12 protein-coding genes and 1 tRNA gene are annotated in these 16,395 nt (G+C 41.2%); 8 read left to right on the top strand and 5 right to left on the bottom strand.

Annotation, left to right across the window (positions count from 1 at the left end):
* Positions 1-3: 3 nt before the first annotated feature.
* Positions 4-1,008: an NADPH-dependent aldehyde reductase Ahr gene (gene ahr, locus SYJ56_RS17205; protein WP_323836222.1), complete on the bottom strand. Its 1,005-nt coding sequence runs from the start codon at positions 1,006-1,008 to the stop codon at positions 4-6.
* Positions 1,009-1,408: 400 nt separating this feature from the next.
* A complete protein-coding gene (locus SYJ56_RS17200; protein ID WP_323836220.1) occupies positions 1,409-1,933 on the bottom strand; it encodes a nuclear transport factor 2 family protein in 525 nt (174 codons plus the stop codon).
* Between the two features lie 406 nt (positions 1,934-2,339).
* Here SYJ56_RS17200 and rpsA point away from each other — a divergent pair, with 406 nt between their 5' ends.
* The 4 genes from rpsA to SYJ56_RS17180 all read left to right on the top strand — a co-directional run bounded on the left by rpsA (position 2,340) and on the right by SYJ56_RS17180 (position 6,649).
* Positions 2,340-4,112: a 30S ribosomal protein S1 gene (gene rpsA / locus SYJ56_RS17195; protein WP_323836218.1), complete on the top strand. Its 1,773-nt coding sequence runs from the start codon at positions 2,340-2,342 to the stop codon at positions 4,110-4,112.
* 158 nt (positions 4,113-4,270) lie between these two features.
* Positions 4,271-5,536 (top strand): hypothetical protein, encoded by a 1,266-nt coding sequence (locus SYJ56_RS17190; protein WP_323836216.1) that lies wholly within the window; start codon positions 4,271-4,273, stop codon positions 5,534-5,536.
* A 57-nt stretch (positions 5,537-5,593) separates the two neighbouring features.
* On the top strand, positions 5,594-6,001 hold the full coding sequence (locus SYJ56_RS17185) for a hypothetical protein (protein WP_323836214.1): 408 nt from the start codon (positions 5,594-5,596) through the stop codon (positions 5,999-6,001).
* 39 nt (positions 6,002-6,040) lie between these two features.
* Positions 6,041-6,649, top strand: coding sequence for a hypothetical protein (locus SYJ56_RS17180; RefSeq protein ID WP_323836212.1), 609 nt, complete (start codon positions 6,041-6,043; stop codon positions 6,647-6,649).
* Between the two features lie 26 nt (positions 6,650-6,675).
* Here the strand turns inward: SYJ56_RS17180 and SYJ56_RS17175 are convergent, their stop codons facing one another.
* The 3 genes from SYJ56_RS17175 to SYJ56_RS17165 form a co-directional block, all read right to left on the bottom strand.
* Complete coding sequence (locus tag SYJ56_RS17175; protein WP_323836210.1) at positions 6,676-8,913, bottom strand: xanthine dehydrogenase family protein molybdopterin-binding subunit; 2,238 nt, start codon at positions 8,911-8,913, stop codon at positions 6,676-6,678.
* A gap of 3 nt (positions 8,914-8,916) precedes the next feature.
* Positions 8,917-9,387: a (2Fe-2S)-binding protein gene (locus SYJ56_RS17170; RefSeq protein WP_323836303.1), complete on the bottom strand. Its 471-nt coding sequence runs from the start codon at positions 9,385-9,387 to the stop codon at positions 8,917-8,919.
* Between the two features lie 262 nt (positions 9,388-9,649).
* Positions 9,650-9,720, bottom strand: a tRNA-Cys gene (locus SYJ56_RS17165).
* A gap of 366 nt (positions 9,721-10,086) precedes the next feature.
* Here SYJ56_RS17165 and SYJ56_RS17160 point away from each other — a divergent pair.
* The 4 genes from SYJ56_RS17160 to SYJ56_RS17145 are packed head-to-tail and all read left to right on the top strand — an operon-like array spanning position 10,087 to position 16,387.
* Complete coding sequence (locus tag SYJ56_RS17160) at positions 10,087-11,346, top strand: c-type cytochrome (protein ID WP_323836208.1); 1,260 nt, start codon at positions 10,087-10,089, stop codon at positions 11,344-11,346.
* 39 nt (positions 11,347-11,385) lie between these two features.
* Positions 11,386-14,469: a TAT-variant-translocated molybdopterin oxidoreductase gene (locus SYJ56_RS17155; RefSeq protein ID WP_323836206.1), complete on the top strand. Its 3,084-nt coding sequence runs from the start codon at positions 11,386-11,388 to the stop codon at positions 14,467-14,469.
* Between the two features lie 17 nt (positions 14,470-14,486).
* Positions 14,487-15,851, top strand: coding sequence for an NrfD/PsrC family molybdoenzyme membrane anchor subunit (gene nrfD, locus SYJ56_RS17150; RefSeq protein ID WP_323836204.1), 1,365 nt, complete (start codon positions 14,487-14,489; stop codon positions 15,849-15,851).
* Positions 15,852-15,853: 2 nt separating this feature from the next.
* Positions 15,854-16,387 (top strand): DUF3341 domain-containing protein, encoded by a 534-nt coding sequence (locus tag SYJ56_RS17145; RefSeq protein ID WP_323836202.1) that lies wholly within the window; start codon positions 15,854-15,856, stop codon positions 16,385-16,387.
* The last annotated feature ends 8 nt before the right edge of the window (positions 16,388-16,395 follow it).

The raw sequence follows: 16,395 nt of genomic DNA, 5'->3' as shown, positions 1-16,395 counted from the left end.
CGACTAGTTTTTCAAAACAATTCGGTATCGGGCTTTCCCTGACTCTAAATGTTCTAGAGCCTTATTTACTTCAGACATAGGGAATTCTTCTGTAATGGGATAGATATTATGGCGCACACAGAATTCTAGCATGGTCCGAGTCAGGGCAGGACTACCTAGAGGACTACCGGCGACAGATTTCCCTCCCATGATAAGCGAAAATGCGGGAATAGCCAAAGGTTCTAAAACCGCACCTACATTATGAAATTTTCCTTTTGGGGCTAGCGTTGTCAAAAAGGAATCCCAATCTAAGGTGACATTCGTGGTATTGAGTATGAAATTCAAGGATCCAGCAATAGCAGCTAATTCGTCAGGGTTAGTCGAATCGACTACTTTGGTCGCACCCATCGCTAAGATGGCTTCCTTTTTGGCGGGAGTCGAGCTAAATGCGATGACTTCACAGCCCCATTTATTGAGGAATTTCAGCGCCATATGTCCCAGTCCTCCTATCCCAATTACCCCAACTTTATCAGTGGCTTTTACTCCAGCAATAATGATTGGGTTAAAAACTGTAATGCCTCCACAAAGCAGTGGACCAGCTTTGGCTAAGTCAATCCCTTCAGGCAGAGGAATCGCCCAAGACCAGTGACTTCTTACATAGTCTGCAAATCCGCCATGTCTGCCTCCGATGGTAAATTCTGCAGATACGCACAAGTGTTGTGACCCATCCATACACTCGTGGCAAGTCATACAAGAACTTGAAAACCACCCAACGCCCACTTTGTCGCCTACTTTTACATTTTTGACTGCAGATCCGGCAGCGATTACTTCCCCAATAATCTCATGACCAGGGACAATGGGGTAGGTGGTCATTCCCCAATCATTGTTAATCATATTAAGATCTGAGTGGCAGATCCCGCAATTGATTACTTTGATATCGACTTGCTCAGGTCCAAGTTCTCCCATTTCGAAGGAAAAAGCTTCTAATTTTTCGTGCGGCCCTTTGGCCGCGAAGGCTGATACTTTCATTTGTTGTGAGGTTATGGTTACGATTTAAAAAGGTTAATTATGGATTAGTTTTAGGATCAATTATGAATTGATAAACAGCTCCTTACAAAGTGGATAATTAAGCTATTGCTTTCTTAGATGATGGGAAATAGAGCTAGGACTAATACACCTTAAAAGTGTCCAAACTTGTCAATATTTTTTTCAAAACCATCTCATGCATACACCGACTTGAAAATAAGTCAAGTCCTTTTCTCTTTTTCCAGAAAGGTATATGGATGTGTAGCTGACTGAAGTCAAAGCCTGTCTAAATCTATGACGCAAGTGTATGTGTGAAAACTAAAAAATCAATGCTATAGGTAATTTTACGATTACACATAGCATTGATTGAAAAATATAATCACCCTTTATTAAAAAATGGATTCTAGTTGGACGGTGGTTTAATTTCATAACCTTGTTGGCGTAGGATATTCAACATATCATACCAATAGTGTACGAAAGTAATTTTTCCATCTACTACTCTGGAGGCTGTGTGGTAGGGAATCTCAATTATTTTACCGGTTTCCTTATTTGTAATGGTGTTTGTTCCCCATGCCAAGACCCACTCCCCCTCATTCCAGTTGTTGGTCACTTTGACAGGCAGGTAAAGTTCATTGGAAAGTGAATGTTTGTATTGGCTTGTACTAGTAGTGTAATATTCCTTGTGCTGAGCTTTTGTAAGAGAGTCTAAGCCTCCTCCTAGGCCATAGACTATGATGTCATTATGAAGCAATGCATCCATTTTGTCAACATTACCTGCCTGTAGCGCTGCAGTATAATTTTGAACAACCTCAATTGCAGTTGCCGCATTTTCGAATTCTATCGTTACTTCAGGTTGCTGTGCTTTACTGATTAATGGTATCCATGCCATAATAAAGGCGAAGATCAGTGTTGTTTTTAAAGTTTTCATGATGATATAGGGTTTAGAGTTTAGTCAAAAGAATGCGTATGGAATTACTAGAATTCAAATAGGAATTGGAAGTCATTATGGACGAATACCTACTATTTATGTCCTAATACCAGTGTAAACTTTCCTTGATTGAGTCAATGTAAGTATTGTGCTTAGAGAATTTACCGTAATAAATAGAGGGAGAATGGTAAGGTTATATGTTGCTTAATAGATGTGTCAGACTATCACCGTTTTTTTAATTCTATGCCATTTTTTGCTCTGAAATTCCTCATTTGTCAATATTTCCCTACCTTTGCAGTCCGTTCGGGTGAATGGAGTGTGTTTTGCTTGCTTAATGCGCTGATTTACAACTAAAAACGATAGTCTGCTGACCCGAGGACTATTGCTATTCAGGGTTTGTACTATTATGTCTAACAAAGAAGATTTTAACTGGGACAACTTCGAAACCAAAGGTTTTGGCGAAGGCTATTCCAAAGAACAGCGTGAGCAGATGGCTGCTATGTACGAAGGTACATTAGGCACGATCACTGAGAAAGAAGTAATCAAAGGCACTGTAGTAGGTGTGAATGACAAGGACGTAATCATCAACATCGGCTTCAAATCTGATGGATTGGTTCCTCTTTCTGAATTCAGAGATCTTGATGGCATCAAGCCAGGTGATACTGTAGAGGTATTCATCGAAGAGCAAGAAAACGCGCTTGGTCAGTTGATCCTTTCCCGTAAGAAAGCTAAGATCGTACGTGCATGGCAGGACATCGAAGATGCCCTTGAGCATGACAATGTGATCGAAGGTTTGGTGAAAAGAAGAACTAAGGGTGGTTTGATCGTAGATATCTACGGAGTAGAAGCATTCTTGCCAGGTTCTCAGATCGACGTGAAGCCTATCAGAGATTTCGATATCTATGTAGGTAAGAAAATGGAAGTGAAAGTGGTGAAAATCAACCACGCAAATGATAACGTAGTAGTATCTCACAAAGTGTTGATCGAGAAGGATCTTGAGAAGCAAAAAGCTGAGATCTTGAATAACCTTGAGAAAGGTCAAGTATTGGAAGGTGTGATCAAGAACATGACCAACTTCGGTGTATTCATCGATCTAGGTGGTGTAGATGGTCTTCTTCACATTACAGATATCTCTTGGGGACGTATCAATCATCCAGAAGAAGTATTGCAACTTGATCAGAAAGTTCAGATTGTGGTTCTTGACTTTGATGATGATAAGAAGAGAATTTCTTTGGGTATGAAGCAGCTTACTGCTCATCCTTGGGATTCTTTGGCGTCTAGCCTTGAAATCGGATCTAGAGTTAAGGGTAAGATCGTAAACGTAGCAGACTACGGTGCGTTCCTTGAGCTTGCTCCAGGTGTTGAAGGTTTGATCCATGTGTCTGAAATGAGCTGGTCTCAGCATTTGAGAAATCCTGCTGACTTCGTGAAAGTAAGTGACGAAATCGAAGCGGTGGTATTGACTCTTGACAAAGACGACAGAAAAATGTCTCTTGGTATCAAGCAATTGACTGAAGATCCTTGGACTAAGAACGACATGGGTACTAAGTATGCTGTAGGTTCTAAGCACACAGGTGTGGTAAGAAACTTGACCAACTTTGGCTTGTTCCTAGAATTGGAAGAAGGAATCGACGGTTTGGTTCACGTATCTGACCTGTCTTGGACTAAGAAAATCAAGCATCCATCTGAGTTTGTGAAAGTAGGAGATGAGCTAGCAGTAGCTGTTCTTGAGCTTGACGTAGACAACAGAAGATTGGCTCTTGGTCATAAGCAATTGGAAGAAAATCCTTGGGATACTTTCGAGTCAGTATTCCCAGTTGGATCTACTCATAAGTGTACTGTAGTTTCTAAGAATGACAAAGGTGCAGTTCTTGAATTGCCATACGGTCTTGAAGGATTTGCTACCGTGAAGAACTTGGAAAAAGAAGACGGATCTCAAGTAGAGGTTGGTGAATCTTTGGATTTCAAAGTAACTGAATTCTCTAAAGATGATAAGAGAATCGTACTTTCTCACACTGCAATGTTCAGAGAAGAAGCGAAGCAAGCTAAGAAAGAAGTGAAGAAGAAATCTGATTCAGGTTCTCCTTCTACTACTTCTTCTGCTCCAGCTGAGAAGTCAACTCTTGGTGACTTGGATGCATTGACTCAATTGAAAGAGCAAATGGAAGGTAAAAAGTAAAAAGCTAGATTCTAGAAGTTAGAATCAAGACTTATTACTTAATATATTGAAAACGCCGGCTGAGAAGTCGGCGTTTTTTGTGCTTTTTGTAGCTAAACTTTAGTTGATTACGTAAAGGATATGCTGGTCAACTAAGGATCGACGAAAATATAGTCTATATGAGAATAATCGTTACTTCACTTTTACTTTTGCTTGCCTTTTCATCCTGCGAAAATTTTGATGATCCTATTCCCGATGGAAGCAAACTAGAGATACCTAGACTTTCCACTAAATTAATGGGGGAAGACAAAGTGCTTTTAACCTGGAATTCGGCGGAAATATGTGCTGGGAATTGCCCTACTCTTGTACCTGCTTCGTACTACGAAATTTGGACCAAATCGCTTAGCAGTTCAACCAATTATAAATTAGCAGAAACTCTTGCGGGAGAGATGACTTTTCTTGTAGAAGGATTAGAGCCTGGTGTAAGACAGGAATTTTTTGTAATCGCAAAGCGAGCAAACGTCAGCAATAAGACAAATCGCGTGATGGTCATTCCCTCTGAACTTCCTGCCAGAGAGACCATTTTTGAGAGCGAGGGATTTGATTTCATTACGAATCCCCAAGTTTCTCCTGATGGAAAAGCCATTGCTTATTCAGTTTCAGAAGCAGGCTCAACAGTAAATCCGCAAAAGGTTTTTCTATATGATTTGAATAGTAAAACTCATCGTATGATAATAGAAAATGGAAAGTATCCATCGTGGTCGGCAAGTGGTACGGCTATACTTTTTGTGAGAGGAGATGAAAATTCATCTGCTGTTAAAGAATATACCGTGGCTTCAGGTAATGTGAAGGAATATGCAAGCAATTCATTTCAGGGCTATTTTCCACTGTATGGAATAGCAGATTCAACGATGATCTATCTTTTGGATAGTTTGACAGAAGGCGAATCTGGAATAGTTGAGTTTGAAGTGATCGAAGATACTTTGCGCCTTATACGGGAAGTAGAATTTTTAGAAAATGCCCAAGTTCCGGTTTTGGGAATGGATTATTCCACTGAGGAAAACGCGCTGGCATATAGTGCGGCATTTCCAAAGGAAACATTAGTTGGATTTTCTTACGATATAGTTGGCTTTGATCTGGGAAGCCCTTCTGCTTTGAGAAACTTAGAGGTGTCCGATTGGAACGATAGCAATCCATCTTTTTCTACCTTGGATCCAAACCATTTAGCTTTTGTCTCAGACCGATCAGGATTGCCGCAGGTCTGGATTAAAAATCTGTCTTCTGGGCAGTTTATTCAGGTGACTGATTTTCAGCAAAGTGAGTGGATCAATAGTGGAATAGTAGGGCTGAGTTGGAGTGAAGAGAAGCTATATGTAAATATCATGGATACTTCAGGGGGCACACGGCTCGTAGTGATTGACGTGTCGTCTTCATTGGGAAATTGAACGTTGTAGCGTATCGGGTTTTCAATTCGTCTTTTATTCGGAGTCAGATAAATGATTATGAAATACTTTTGGTTTGGAATTATTGCGCTGTTATGTTTTTCATCTTGCGATAAAGAAGAAAATCTACCTTTAGAGCTTACTTCTGAGGGGCTTGTGGGGAAGTGGGAATTATATCAATATCAAGGTAATACCGGTGCAGACGACTACAGGACAGCATATGAACCAACGGGTAAAATCCTCACTTTTTTCGCTAATGGGAAGTTAAATGCTGTAGAGTTTTTTGAATGTGATGAGGGAGAATACCAAGTAGCAGATCATATACTTACTTTGGTATTTGACTGCGAAGAGGAGGTGCCTGAAATGACGTATTCTATGAAGAGAGAAAACGGAGATTTGGCTATTTCTCCGCGTACGCCTTCCATGTGCATAGAAGGTTGCGCTTATATTTTTAAAAGGATAGAGTAGTTTTTAATAAACTATACATAAACACTAAGATTAAAAATCATGAAGAAATACATTTTACTAGTTTGTCTTGTAGCTTCTTATTTTTCAGCTGCTGCGCAGTCAGATTTTCAGTTGAAAGGATATTATGGAATTTCCGGAACTAGTGCCAGCAGGAAAGTTGATCTGGATGGGGCGAGTTCTGTTGATATGAAGAACTTTAAAGAGTTTGGGCTTTTGCTATCTAAAAGTGTAGGAAGCAATTTTAGATTGAATACGGGGTTAAATTATGCATTTGGTGATGTGAGTTTTAGACCAGGTCCATGCGGCGACCCCATTTGTATGCAGGCTTCTTCAATAATGTATGTTCATGAACCTAAGTTTAAAATGCTTTCTGTTCCCTTGTATGCAGAATATGGTTTTTGGAAATTTCTGTATGCGGCAGCAGGCCCAATAGTAGACTTTCAACTATCTGATGGAAATAATTTCTCAGATCAAAGCGGGATTGGATATTTAATCGGTCTTGGAGGAAGGGTTGAAACTAGCAAACTATCATTTTCCATCTTTCCCAATTACAAAAGGCATGGTGTAATTCCTTTTGAAGATTCGGATAAGTATAAACATGTCCTGCAAGAATTGGGACTTCAGTTTGGCGTAGGTTATAAATTCTAGCTTTTGGCGAGGAATGACTTAAAAGGCTAGACTTTTTCCCAGTCTATCTTTTCTGGTTTTATAGGTAGATTTCTTATTCTGCTTCCGGTAGCATCAAAAACAGCATTTGCGATAGCCGCTGCAACCGGTCCCATAGCTGCCTCTCCAGCTCCCATTGGTTTTGTCTCAGGTCTATCTATAATGTGAACTTCCAATTCTGGCACATCCACCATTCGGAAAATAGGGTAGGTGGCCCAGTCCACACTCGTTATACCATTTTGATCATAATTGACTTCCTCCATCATCGTCCAGCTAGCCGATTGGATCATGCCGCCTTCTGTTTGATTTTTTAGTCCATCTGGATTGATTGTCAGTCCAGAGTCGATCACTCCTGTGAGTTTTTTGAGTTTGTAGATCCTCGCTGCTTTCTCGATTTCTACTTCGGCAAGTACTGCAAAATAGGATGTCGAATTCTTATATCTCGCATAGGCCACTCCAAATCCCGTATTAGCAGGTTTGCTTTTTGATTTCCAGTTGGTCTTTATTGCGAGTTCTTCCAAAACAGCTTTAGCCCGTGGATCTTCCAGATTTTTTATACGAAAATCAATTGGATCATAACCAGATTTATGGATCAATTCGTCCAGGAATGATTCCATTGCAAAGGTATTTGCATAAGCTCCCAAGCCCCGTAGGGAAGAAGTGCGAAGTGGGCCATCATAATTGAATAAATGGAGTTGCTTAGCTTTGAAGGTGTACTCTGGGATTCCATTTCGGTGCGAGCCACCCGACCAGCCTCCTTTTCTAAGTTCAATTGGCGGATCCAAATGCCTTGCAGAGATGAAGCTTCCAGCGCTGCCATTTGGTCGGGTACTATGTGAATCCGACCATATTACGCTATCCCAAGCCAACAAGTTGCCATCAGAGTCAATGCCTGCGGAAAGCCGGAATGCCATGGTAGTTCCATAAGGTTCCCATTTGTGTTCATCTTCCCGCATCCATTGCAGACGAACATGCTTTCCAGGTAATTCTTTAGCGATCAAAGCTGCCTCGCCCGATACATCATCAGCACCATTGTGCCCATAGCAGCCAGACCCGGGAACCCCGATGCAACGGATTTTTTCCTCATCCAAAGCGAAAAGATCGGATAAGGTGCGTCGAACAGGGTAAACTCCCTGAGTCGCAGTCCAAACTGTCAGTTCATCATCTTTCCAAATGGCCAATGCGCAGGAAGGACCCATGGAGGCATGCATGTGATATGGGCGGAAATACTCAGCCTGATGATTTACGGCTGCATTTGAGATGATGTCTGCTATTCCTGGAGAGACTTCCACTTCTTCTGGTTTTCCAGAAGTACTTTTAATTGAATCATGAAGTTGACTAGGTAGAATTTCAATAGAAGTATTGTCCCACTTTGCCAATGAATTTAACTTTTCGTGAGCTTTTATAGCTTGATATTCTCGCTGAGCGACTACTGCCAAAAAACTTCCATTTCTAATCACTTTCAAAACACCCGGCATAGATTCTACTTCAGTCAAATCTATGGACAGTAATTGACTCTGGTAAGACGGTGGGTGAAGCACGCGGGCATGAACCATTCCTGGCATATGCAGGTCGTGCACAAAGTGAGACTCGCCATTTACCATTTTTCGGATATCATCCCGCTTTATTGGCTGGCCCACATATTTGTAATCTTTTGGTTTTTTCGGGGTAGCCTCTCCGGTAATTTTTTGCTCAATAAGTTTTCCTTCTAATAGTTTCCAATAGCTGATTTCTTCTCCGGAGGCAGACTTTATGTTTCCATTTTCTACTTGAAGTGAACTAGGGTTTACATTCCATTTTTGACCTGCCTGCTTCAATAAATACAGTCGAGCTTCAGCAGCAGCCTGACGTATAGCGCTCCCACTGCCTTCCACTGAATTACTGCCAGCGGTAAAACCTTCATTTGCTGTTTGACCAGTGTCTGAATTAATTATGTGGCAGCGATCTGGATGGATATCCAGTTCTTCGGCTGCAATTTGGATCAAGGCAGTTTTTATTCCCTGTCCAAGTTCCTGCTTTCCCGATAGGACAGTCAAGTGCCCATCAGCATCCAGTCTTATCCATGAATCAATTTGATTATTATCAATAGTTGGACGAAGTGGAACTCCTGCGTAGGGTGGGATCTCATTTGGTGCCCCCTTTGTTTGACAAAAAGCGAAAGGCAAAATGTTAAAGCCGATTAATAGATGTCCGGTAGTTTTGAGAAAGGAGCGACGACTGGAATTGGGAATCTGTAGATCTTCCATGGACTAGGCGTTTGAGAGTTGAGATGCCAATTTCACAGCTTCAACAAATCTGGAATGGGTTCCACAGCGACATATAACTGGATTTAGTGCTGTACGGATTTCTTCATCGCTAGGACTGGGGTTTTCTTCTAACAGTGCCACCGCAGTTATGATCATGCCATTGACGCAATAGCCACATTGTGCCGCTTGCACATCTATGAAAGCCTGCTGTACTGGATGAAGCTTGCCGTTTTGTTGCAATCCTTCAAGGCTGGTTATTGCCACATTTTCGAAACTTGCGCATGGTCGAAGACATATTGGCTCTGCTTTAGAGTCGGCGATCACCATACATGCACCGCATTGCTGTAGTCCGCAGCCATATTTAGCACCTTTCAATGCGAACTCTTCTCTTAATATATAAAGTAAGGGCTCTTCAGGATCTGCCGAAATGGTTTTAGATTTCCCATTTACTTGTAACATGATGTTTTGAGGCATGACTATCAATGGTTTGAGTTTTAAACTAAGGAATGTCTGCCTGAAATGCAATGAGTAAATTAGGATTGGTTATTTAGGAAGTTATATGGAGTGAAAAATCAGATTGTGTCACACCTTAAATTTGAGGAGTAATTTTAGTTGTGATCTAAGAATGGACCATTGAAAAAATAAGCACAAAACTTGGGTTGATAGATGATGGGAACGGAAATTATAAAAGGGGATGAACAAAAAAAGCATCCGCGGCGGCGAATGCTTTTAGTTGAGGTCGAGAGCGGATTCGAACCGCTGTAGAAGGTTTTGCAGACCTCTGCCTAGCCACTCGGCCACTCGACCAATCAGAATTGGAATGCAAATGTAGTTATTATCTCTTTCCTTGCAATAATCAGCTTGTTTATTTTAAATCTTTTACAGCTAAAATGGCTTTAAGGTTAATTTGATTTCAAGAATCAGGGGACTTGTGTTACGGGATTTCAACGTAACCTTTAAAAGGTTGCAAAATACATTCTATTTATAAAGGTTCTAAATTAATTTCCGAGCTTGAATTTAACCTTAATTAACTGTAATACAAGGCTATAGGAAATCAAATAGATCTCCCATGTAGCATATACCGTCTATCCACACAAGTTTGAAAAATTGGCTTCGGGTAGTACCTTTGCAAGGGTTATAAAAAACCGCATAAACTATTTAATTAGCTATAATATGTTATCTAAACGCTCGTTAGTAGGGGTTCGATTGAATTTCCACACACTGGCAGTGCTATTTTTCATGCTGATCGGGACGCAGGCCTTTGCTGCGGATCCGGCAGTTGATAGTAGCGACGAAGCAGTAGCAGCAGGAAAGGCTCTATTCAATACAAATTGTAAAACTTGCCACAAACTCGATCAAAAGATGATCGGTCCTGCTTTGAGAGGAGCTACGGATAGGAAATCTGTTGAGCTTGTAAAAAGTTTTATCAAGAACTCTCAGGCAGTAATCGCATCAGGTGATGCATATTACACTAGTCTATTCAAAGAGTATAACAATACAGTAATGATCTCTCATGAGTTTTTGAGTGATGATGATCTGAATAATCTACTTTCTTACATTGAGTTTGGGGATACGGTGGATCCAGCAGCGGCAGCTACTGCAGGAGCAGAAGGTGGTGCAGCTGCAGCTGGTGGAGGAATTCCAAACGAATACCTTACTGTTATACTAGGAGTATTGGTAGTTGTCCTACTTCTGATTTTGGTTGTATTGGGATTGATTATCTCTGTATTGACCAAATACTTGACCAAGCAGGATCTTGATGAGGATGACAAAGAGTTTGTCTATCAGAAGACGGACTTAGGTAAGGTATTCAAAAGCGACATGTTTGTTGTTATAGTAACAGCGCTTGTTATTGCCTTGGTAGCTAAGACTGCTTTGGATGGACTTTACTCAGTAGGTGTGCAACAAGGATATGCACCTTCTCAACCTATAGCTTATTCACACGCACTTCACGCAGGTACATTAGAGATTGAATGTCAGTATTGTCATACTGGTGTTGAGATCGGAAAATCTGCAAATATTCCTTCTGCCAACATATGTATGAACTGTCACACACACGTGCAGAATTTGCAAGGCAAAGAAGGTGTTTCTCCAGAAATTCAGAAAATCTACGATGCTGTAGATAACAATCAGCCAATAGAGTGGGTGAGAGTTCACAACCTTCCTGATTTGGCCTATTTTAATCACTCTCAGCACGTCGTGGTAGGTGAAATAGAGTGCCAGACTTGTCATGGCCCTATCCAAGAGATGGAAGTAGTCGGACAGCATAGTTCGCTCACCATGGGATGGTGTATTGATTGCCATAGACAGACCGAAATCACTACTGAAGGCAATGCCTACTATGATAAGTTGGTTCAGATCCACTCTGACTCTAAAGATGCTTTGAAAGTAAAAGACATCGGAGGTTTGGAGTGTGCTAAGTGCCACTATTAATTCATTATTCTTTTCGCAAATTCATTCTTATATCATAAAATGAAGGAAAATAAAAAAACGTACTGGAAAGGGCTTGAGCAGCTCAATAACGATCCAGAGTTTGTAAAGAACGCTGATAGGGAATTCCCTGAGCTTCCTTCTACACTCAACGAAGAGGGTAGTGCTTCCAGAAGAGATTTTCTGAAAGTAATGGGATTCAGCTTAGCTGCAGCCTCTTTGGCAGCATGTGAGGCTCCTGTCAGAAAGATGATCCCTTATGTGAATAAGCCGGTTGATATCAACCCATCTATTCCAAATTATTATGCATCTACTTACGCTACAGGCGGAGATTATGCTTCTATTGTAGTAAAGACTAGAGAGGGTCGTCCGATCAAAATTGACGGAAATGAACTTTCTCCCATCAATAAAGGAAAAGTAAATGCTATTGTAGAGGCATCTGTACTTTCTCTGTATGACAAAGAAAGACTTGCAGTTCCTCATAGCGGAGGCAAGCCATCTGACTGGGAAACAGTAGATGCGCAGGCCAAGTCTTCCTTAGCTTCTGCGGGTGCTGTGAAAATCGTAGCAAACACGATTATTTCACCTTCCACTATGCAGGCTATTCAGCAGTTTGCGGATGCAAATGGCAATGTGGAAGTGATCATGTATGATCCAATTTCCAATTACGGTATTACAAAGGCTGCGGAGACTTATTACGGTTCAGCAGTTCTTCCTTCTTATTCTTTTGACAAAGCAAAAACGATCGTATCCTTCGGAGCAGACTTCTTAGGAACGTGGATTTCTCCAATTGAATTTGCACGTCAATACGCTCAGACAAGAAAAATCAGCAAGGAAAAGCCTGAGATGTCCAGACATTATCAGTTTGAATCTAACTTGTCACTTTCAGGTGCAAATGCTGATTACAGAACTCCAATAAAAGCTTCTCAAAGCGGTTTGGCTGTTCTTGCACTTTATAATGCTATTGCGAAACAATCAGGAGCGGCTTCTGTTTCAGCTCCAGCAGTTGAGATTGCACATTTAGACAAAGCTGCTGCTGACCTTTGGGCTAGCAGAGGTGCTTCTTTAGTAGTTTCTGGTTCAAATGATCCAAATGTACAAGTCGTAATCAATGCGATTAACGAGCTGCTTGGCAGCAATGGAACCACAGTTGATTTTGCTAATCCTTCCTACTTTAGAAAAGGTGATGATGCTAAAATGAATCAGTTTGTTACTGATTTGAATGCTGGAAGAGTTGGCGGAGTAATTTTCTATAACTGTAACCCGGTATATGATTTTGCAAGAGGCGCTGAAATTGCCGCTGGAATTGCAAAAGCAAAAGTGAGTATCTCTACCAATGGTACCTTAGATGAAACCTCATCTTTAGTGCAAATAGTAGCTCCGGATCATCACTTCCTAGAGTCTTGGAATGACTTCGAACCTAAGAAAGGTCACTTTTCTTTGGCTCAGCCTACCATCACTCCACTTTTTAATACTAGACAAGCTCAAGAGTCATTCTTGGTTTGGGCAGGTGATTCCACGTCTTACTATGATTTCCTTCAGAGCAACTGGCAGGGTGAAGTATTCACACAGGTTGAAGCTGGTGGAACTTTCCAGGAATTCTGGGATCAGACACTATATAATGGTGTACTAGCTATCAACTCAGCTTCTGAGGCTATGGCTCCGGTAGGAGATGTAAGTGCTGCGGCTTCTGCTGTAGCAAAAGCATACTCAGCTGATAATGCTTCTCCTGAATTAGTGATTTATACTAAAGTAGGTATCGGTAATGGTATATATGCAAATAACCCTTGGCTTCAAGAATTGTCAGATCCTATTTCTAAGGCAACTTGGGATAACTACCTGACAGTTTCGCAGAAATGGGCTACCGACAATGGTGTGACCATGTTCGAAGGAGAGACTAGCAAAGCTTCCATTACTGTAAATGGCAAATCGCTGATCGTACCTATCATGATCCAACCAGGTCAAGCAGAAGGGACTTTCGGTTTGGCAGTGGGCTACGGTAGATCAAAAGCTGGACGTGTAGCAAATGGAGTAGGTGTTAACGCTTATGAATTGCTGGATGCCTCTAAAGGCTTTGTTAATTTTGATATTACTTCTGGAGTAGAGATTTCTGCTACTGCAGATTCTTACAAAATTGCCCGCACACAAACACATCAGACGTTCATGGGGCGTGAAAACGTCATCCAAGAATCTGTGTTGAGTGAATATAAAGTAGATGCCTCCGCAGGTAGATACCATCCACATGTTTACAAAGACGGTGAATTTGTTAAACCTTCCAAGATATCTCTTTGGAATGGGCACAAGTATTCTCAGCATCACTGGGGCTTGGCTATTGACATGAACTCTTGTATCGGTTGCTCCGCGTGTTCTATTGCTTGTCAGGTTGAAAACAACGTGGCTGTAGTAGGAAAGCAGGAAGTTCTCAATCGAAGAGAAATGTCATGGATCAGAATAGACCGATACTATTCTTCAGATGCTCCGGCAGAAGATTTGAGTGGTATGGAAGTCGCTGCTCACAATCCTGAGGTTACTTTCCAACCTATGTTATGTCAACAATGTAACAACGCTCCTTGTGAGACAGTTTGTCCTGTGGCTGCAACTACCCACTCTTCGGAGGGGCTTAATCAAATGACTTACAACAGATGTATAGGTACAAGGTATTGTGCAAACAACTGTCCATATAAAGTGCGTCGATTCAACTGGTTCAAATATCATGACAATAAGGACTTTGCTGTAGTCAATGTTGCTCAGAATGATGATTTGGGTAAAATGGTCTTGAATCCGGATGTAACAGTTCGTGCACGTGGTGTAATGGAGAAATGCTCTATGTGTGTTCAGAGAATTCAAGCTGGCAAACTAGAAGCTAAGCGTGAGAAGCGTAAAGTGAAAGATGGGGACATCAATGTCGCTTGTGCTGTAGCTTGCCCTACAGATGCCTTGGTATTTGGAGACTTGAATGACTCGAATAGTAAGGTTTCTAAACTCCTTAAAATTGAGGAGAACACTATTTCCGCATTGAAAGAAGTGAATGAGGAAAGAGCATACCATGTATTGGAAGAGATTAACGTAAGTCCAAACATTTGGTACTTTACGAAAATCAGAAATAAAGACAAAAACGAAGCGTAATCAAAATTTATTAAACTATGCAGGTTACTTCATCCGTACGCGAGCCGTTAGTTACCGGGGGTAAAACCTACCATGATGTGACACATGATGTGTCGCGCCATGTAGAAGCAAAACCAAATATCAGATGGTTTCTTGCTTTCCTTACTTCTGCCGGTGTTTTGGCTTTAGGATCCATCGCCGTAATTGCCACTCTTTGGGAGGGCATAGGTATGTGGGGACTTAACAAAACCGTAGGCTGGGCTTGGGATATCACCAACTTCGTGTGGTGGGTAGGTATTGGTCACGCTGGCACACTTATTTCAGCCGTATTATTACTTTTCAGACAGAAGTGGAGAACATCCATTAACCGTGCTGCAGAAGCAATGACTATTTTCGCAGTTATTTGCGCAGCAATGTTCCCAGTTCTTCACATGGGACGTCCATGGTTAGGAGCTTATTGGGCACTTCCACTTCCAAACGTCTTTGGTTCTCTTTGGGTAAACTTTAATTCCCCACTTCTTTGGGATGTGTTTGCGATTTCGACTTACTTCTCTGTATCATTAGTATTCTGGTACATTGGCTTGATTCCTGATTTCGCTACTATTAGAGATAGAGCCACTGGATTAAGAAAGATTATTTATGGAGCTCTTTCATTTGGATGGGATGGCGCCGCAAAATCTTGGAGCAGATACGAATCAGTTTCTTTGATCCTTGCAGGTTTGGCTACTCCACTGGTACTTTCAGTACACACGATTGTATCCTTTGACTTTGCAACTTCAGTAATACCAGGATGGCATACGACTATCTTCCCTCCATACTTTGTGGCAGGTGCGATTTTCTCTGGTTTCGCTATGGTATTGACCCTAATGATCGTTACCCGGAAAGTTTACAGCCTGGAAGATTACATTACGATAGGGCATATTGAATTGATGAACATTGTAATTATCATCACTGGTTCTATTGTAGGTATCGCATACATCACCGAATTTTTCATCGCTTGGTATTCAGGTGTAGAAGCAGAGCAATACGCTTTCATCAACCGTGCAACTGGCCCTTACTGGTGGGCATACTGGTCGATGATGACTTGTAATGTAATTTCCCCACAGCTTTTCTGGTTCAAGAAAATCCGTACTTCTATCGTAGCAACTTTTGCTTTGTCTATCGTAGTGAACATCGGGATGTGGTTTGAGAGATTTGTAATTATCGTCACCTCTCTTCATAGAGATTATCTCCCTTCTTCTTGGGCGATGTTCTACCCAACTTGGGCTGATGTAGGGGTTTATCTATTTACATTTGGTTTATTCTTCACGCTGTTCTTCTTGTTTGCCAAGTTCTTCCCGGTAATCAACATGGCTGAAGTGAAAGCTGTATTGAAGTCTTCATCTGATAAAGTGAATAAATAATCATGGAAAGAGATACACATTTTGTTACGGGAGTTTATGAAGATGAGGATGTATTACTTCATGCAATCAAAGAAGTAAGATCTTCAGGCATCAAAATCCATGAGGTCTATTCACCCTATCCTGTTCATGGTATAGATGATTACCTCGGCTATAAGAGAAGTAGGTTGCCAATTGCCGCGTTCTTATTTGGTTTGTTAGGAACTACCCTGGCTTTGACCATGCAGTATTACATGATGGCTTTTGACTGGCCAATGATCATTGGAGGTAAAGACTACGGAGCTTTTCCGGATTTCATACCTGTTACATTCGAATTGACAGTGTTATTGGCATCATTCGGCATGGTAGGGGTGTTTATGGTAAGCACAAACTTGAAGCCTTGGGCACAGCCTAGAATTTTTGATTTAAGAATCACTGATGATAAGCATGTAATGGCAATTGATATAGCAAATAATTCAGCTATCGAGTTGGCGAAAATTGAAGAGATATTAAAATCTTCTGGAGCCTCAGAGGTAAATAAAAAAAGTTTTGAAGAGTAAATCTGGAA

It is taken from the genome of Algoriphagus aurantiacus, assembly GCF_035156405.1.
GTDB classification, from domain to species: domain Bacteria; phylum Bacteroidota; class Bacteroidia; order Cytophagales; family Cyclobacteriaceae; genus Algoriphagus; species Algoriphagus aurantiacus.
This window is presented reverse-complemented; position numbering and strand designations above follow the sequence as displayed.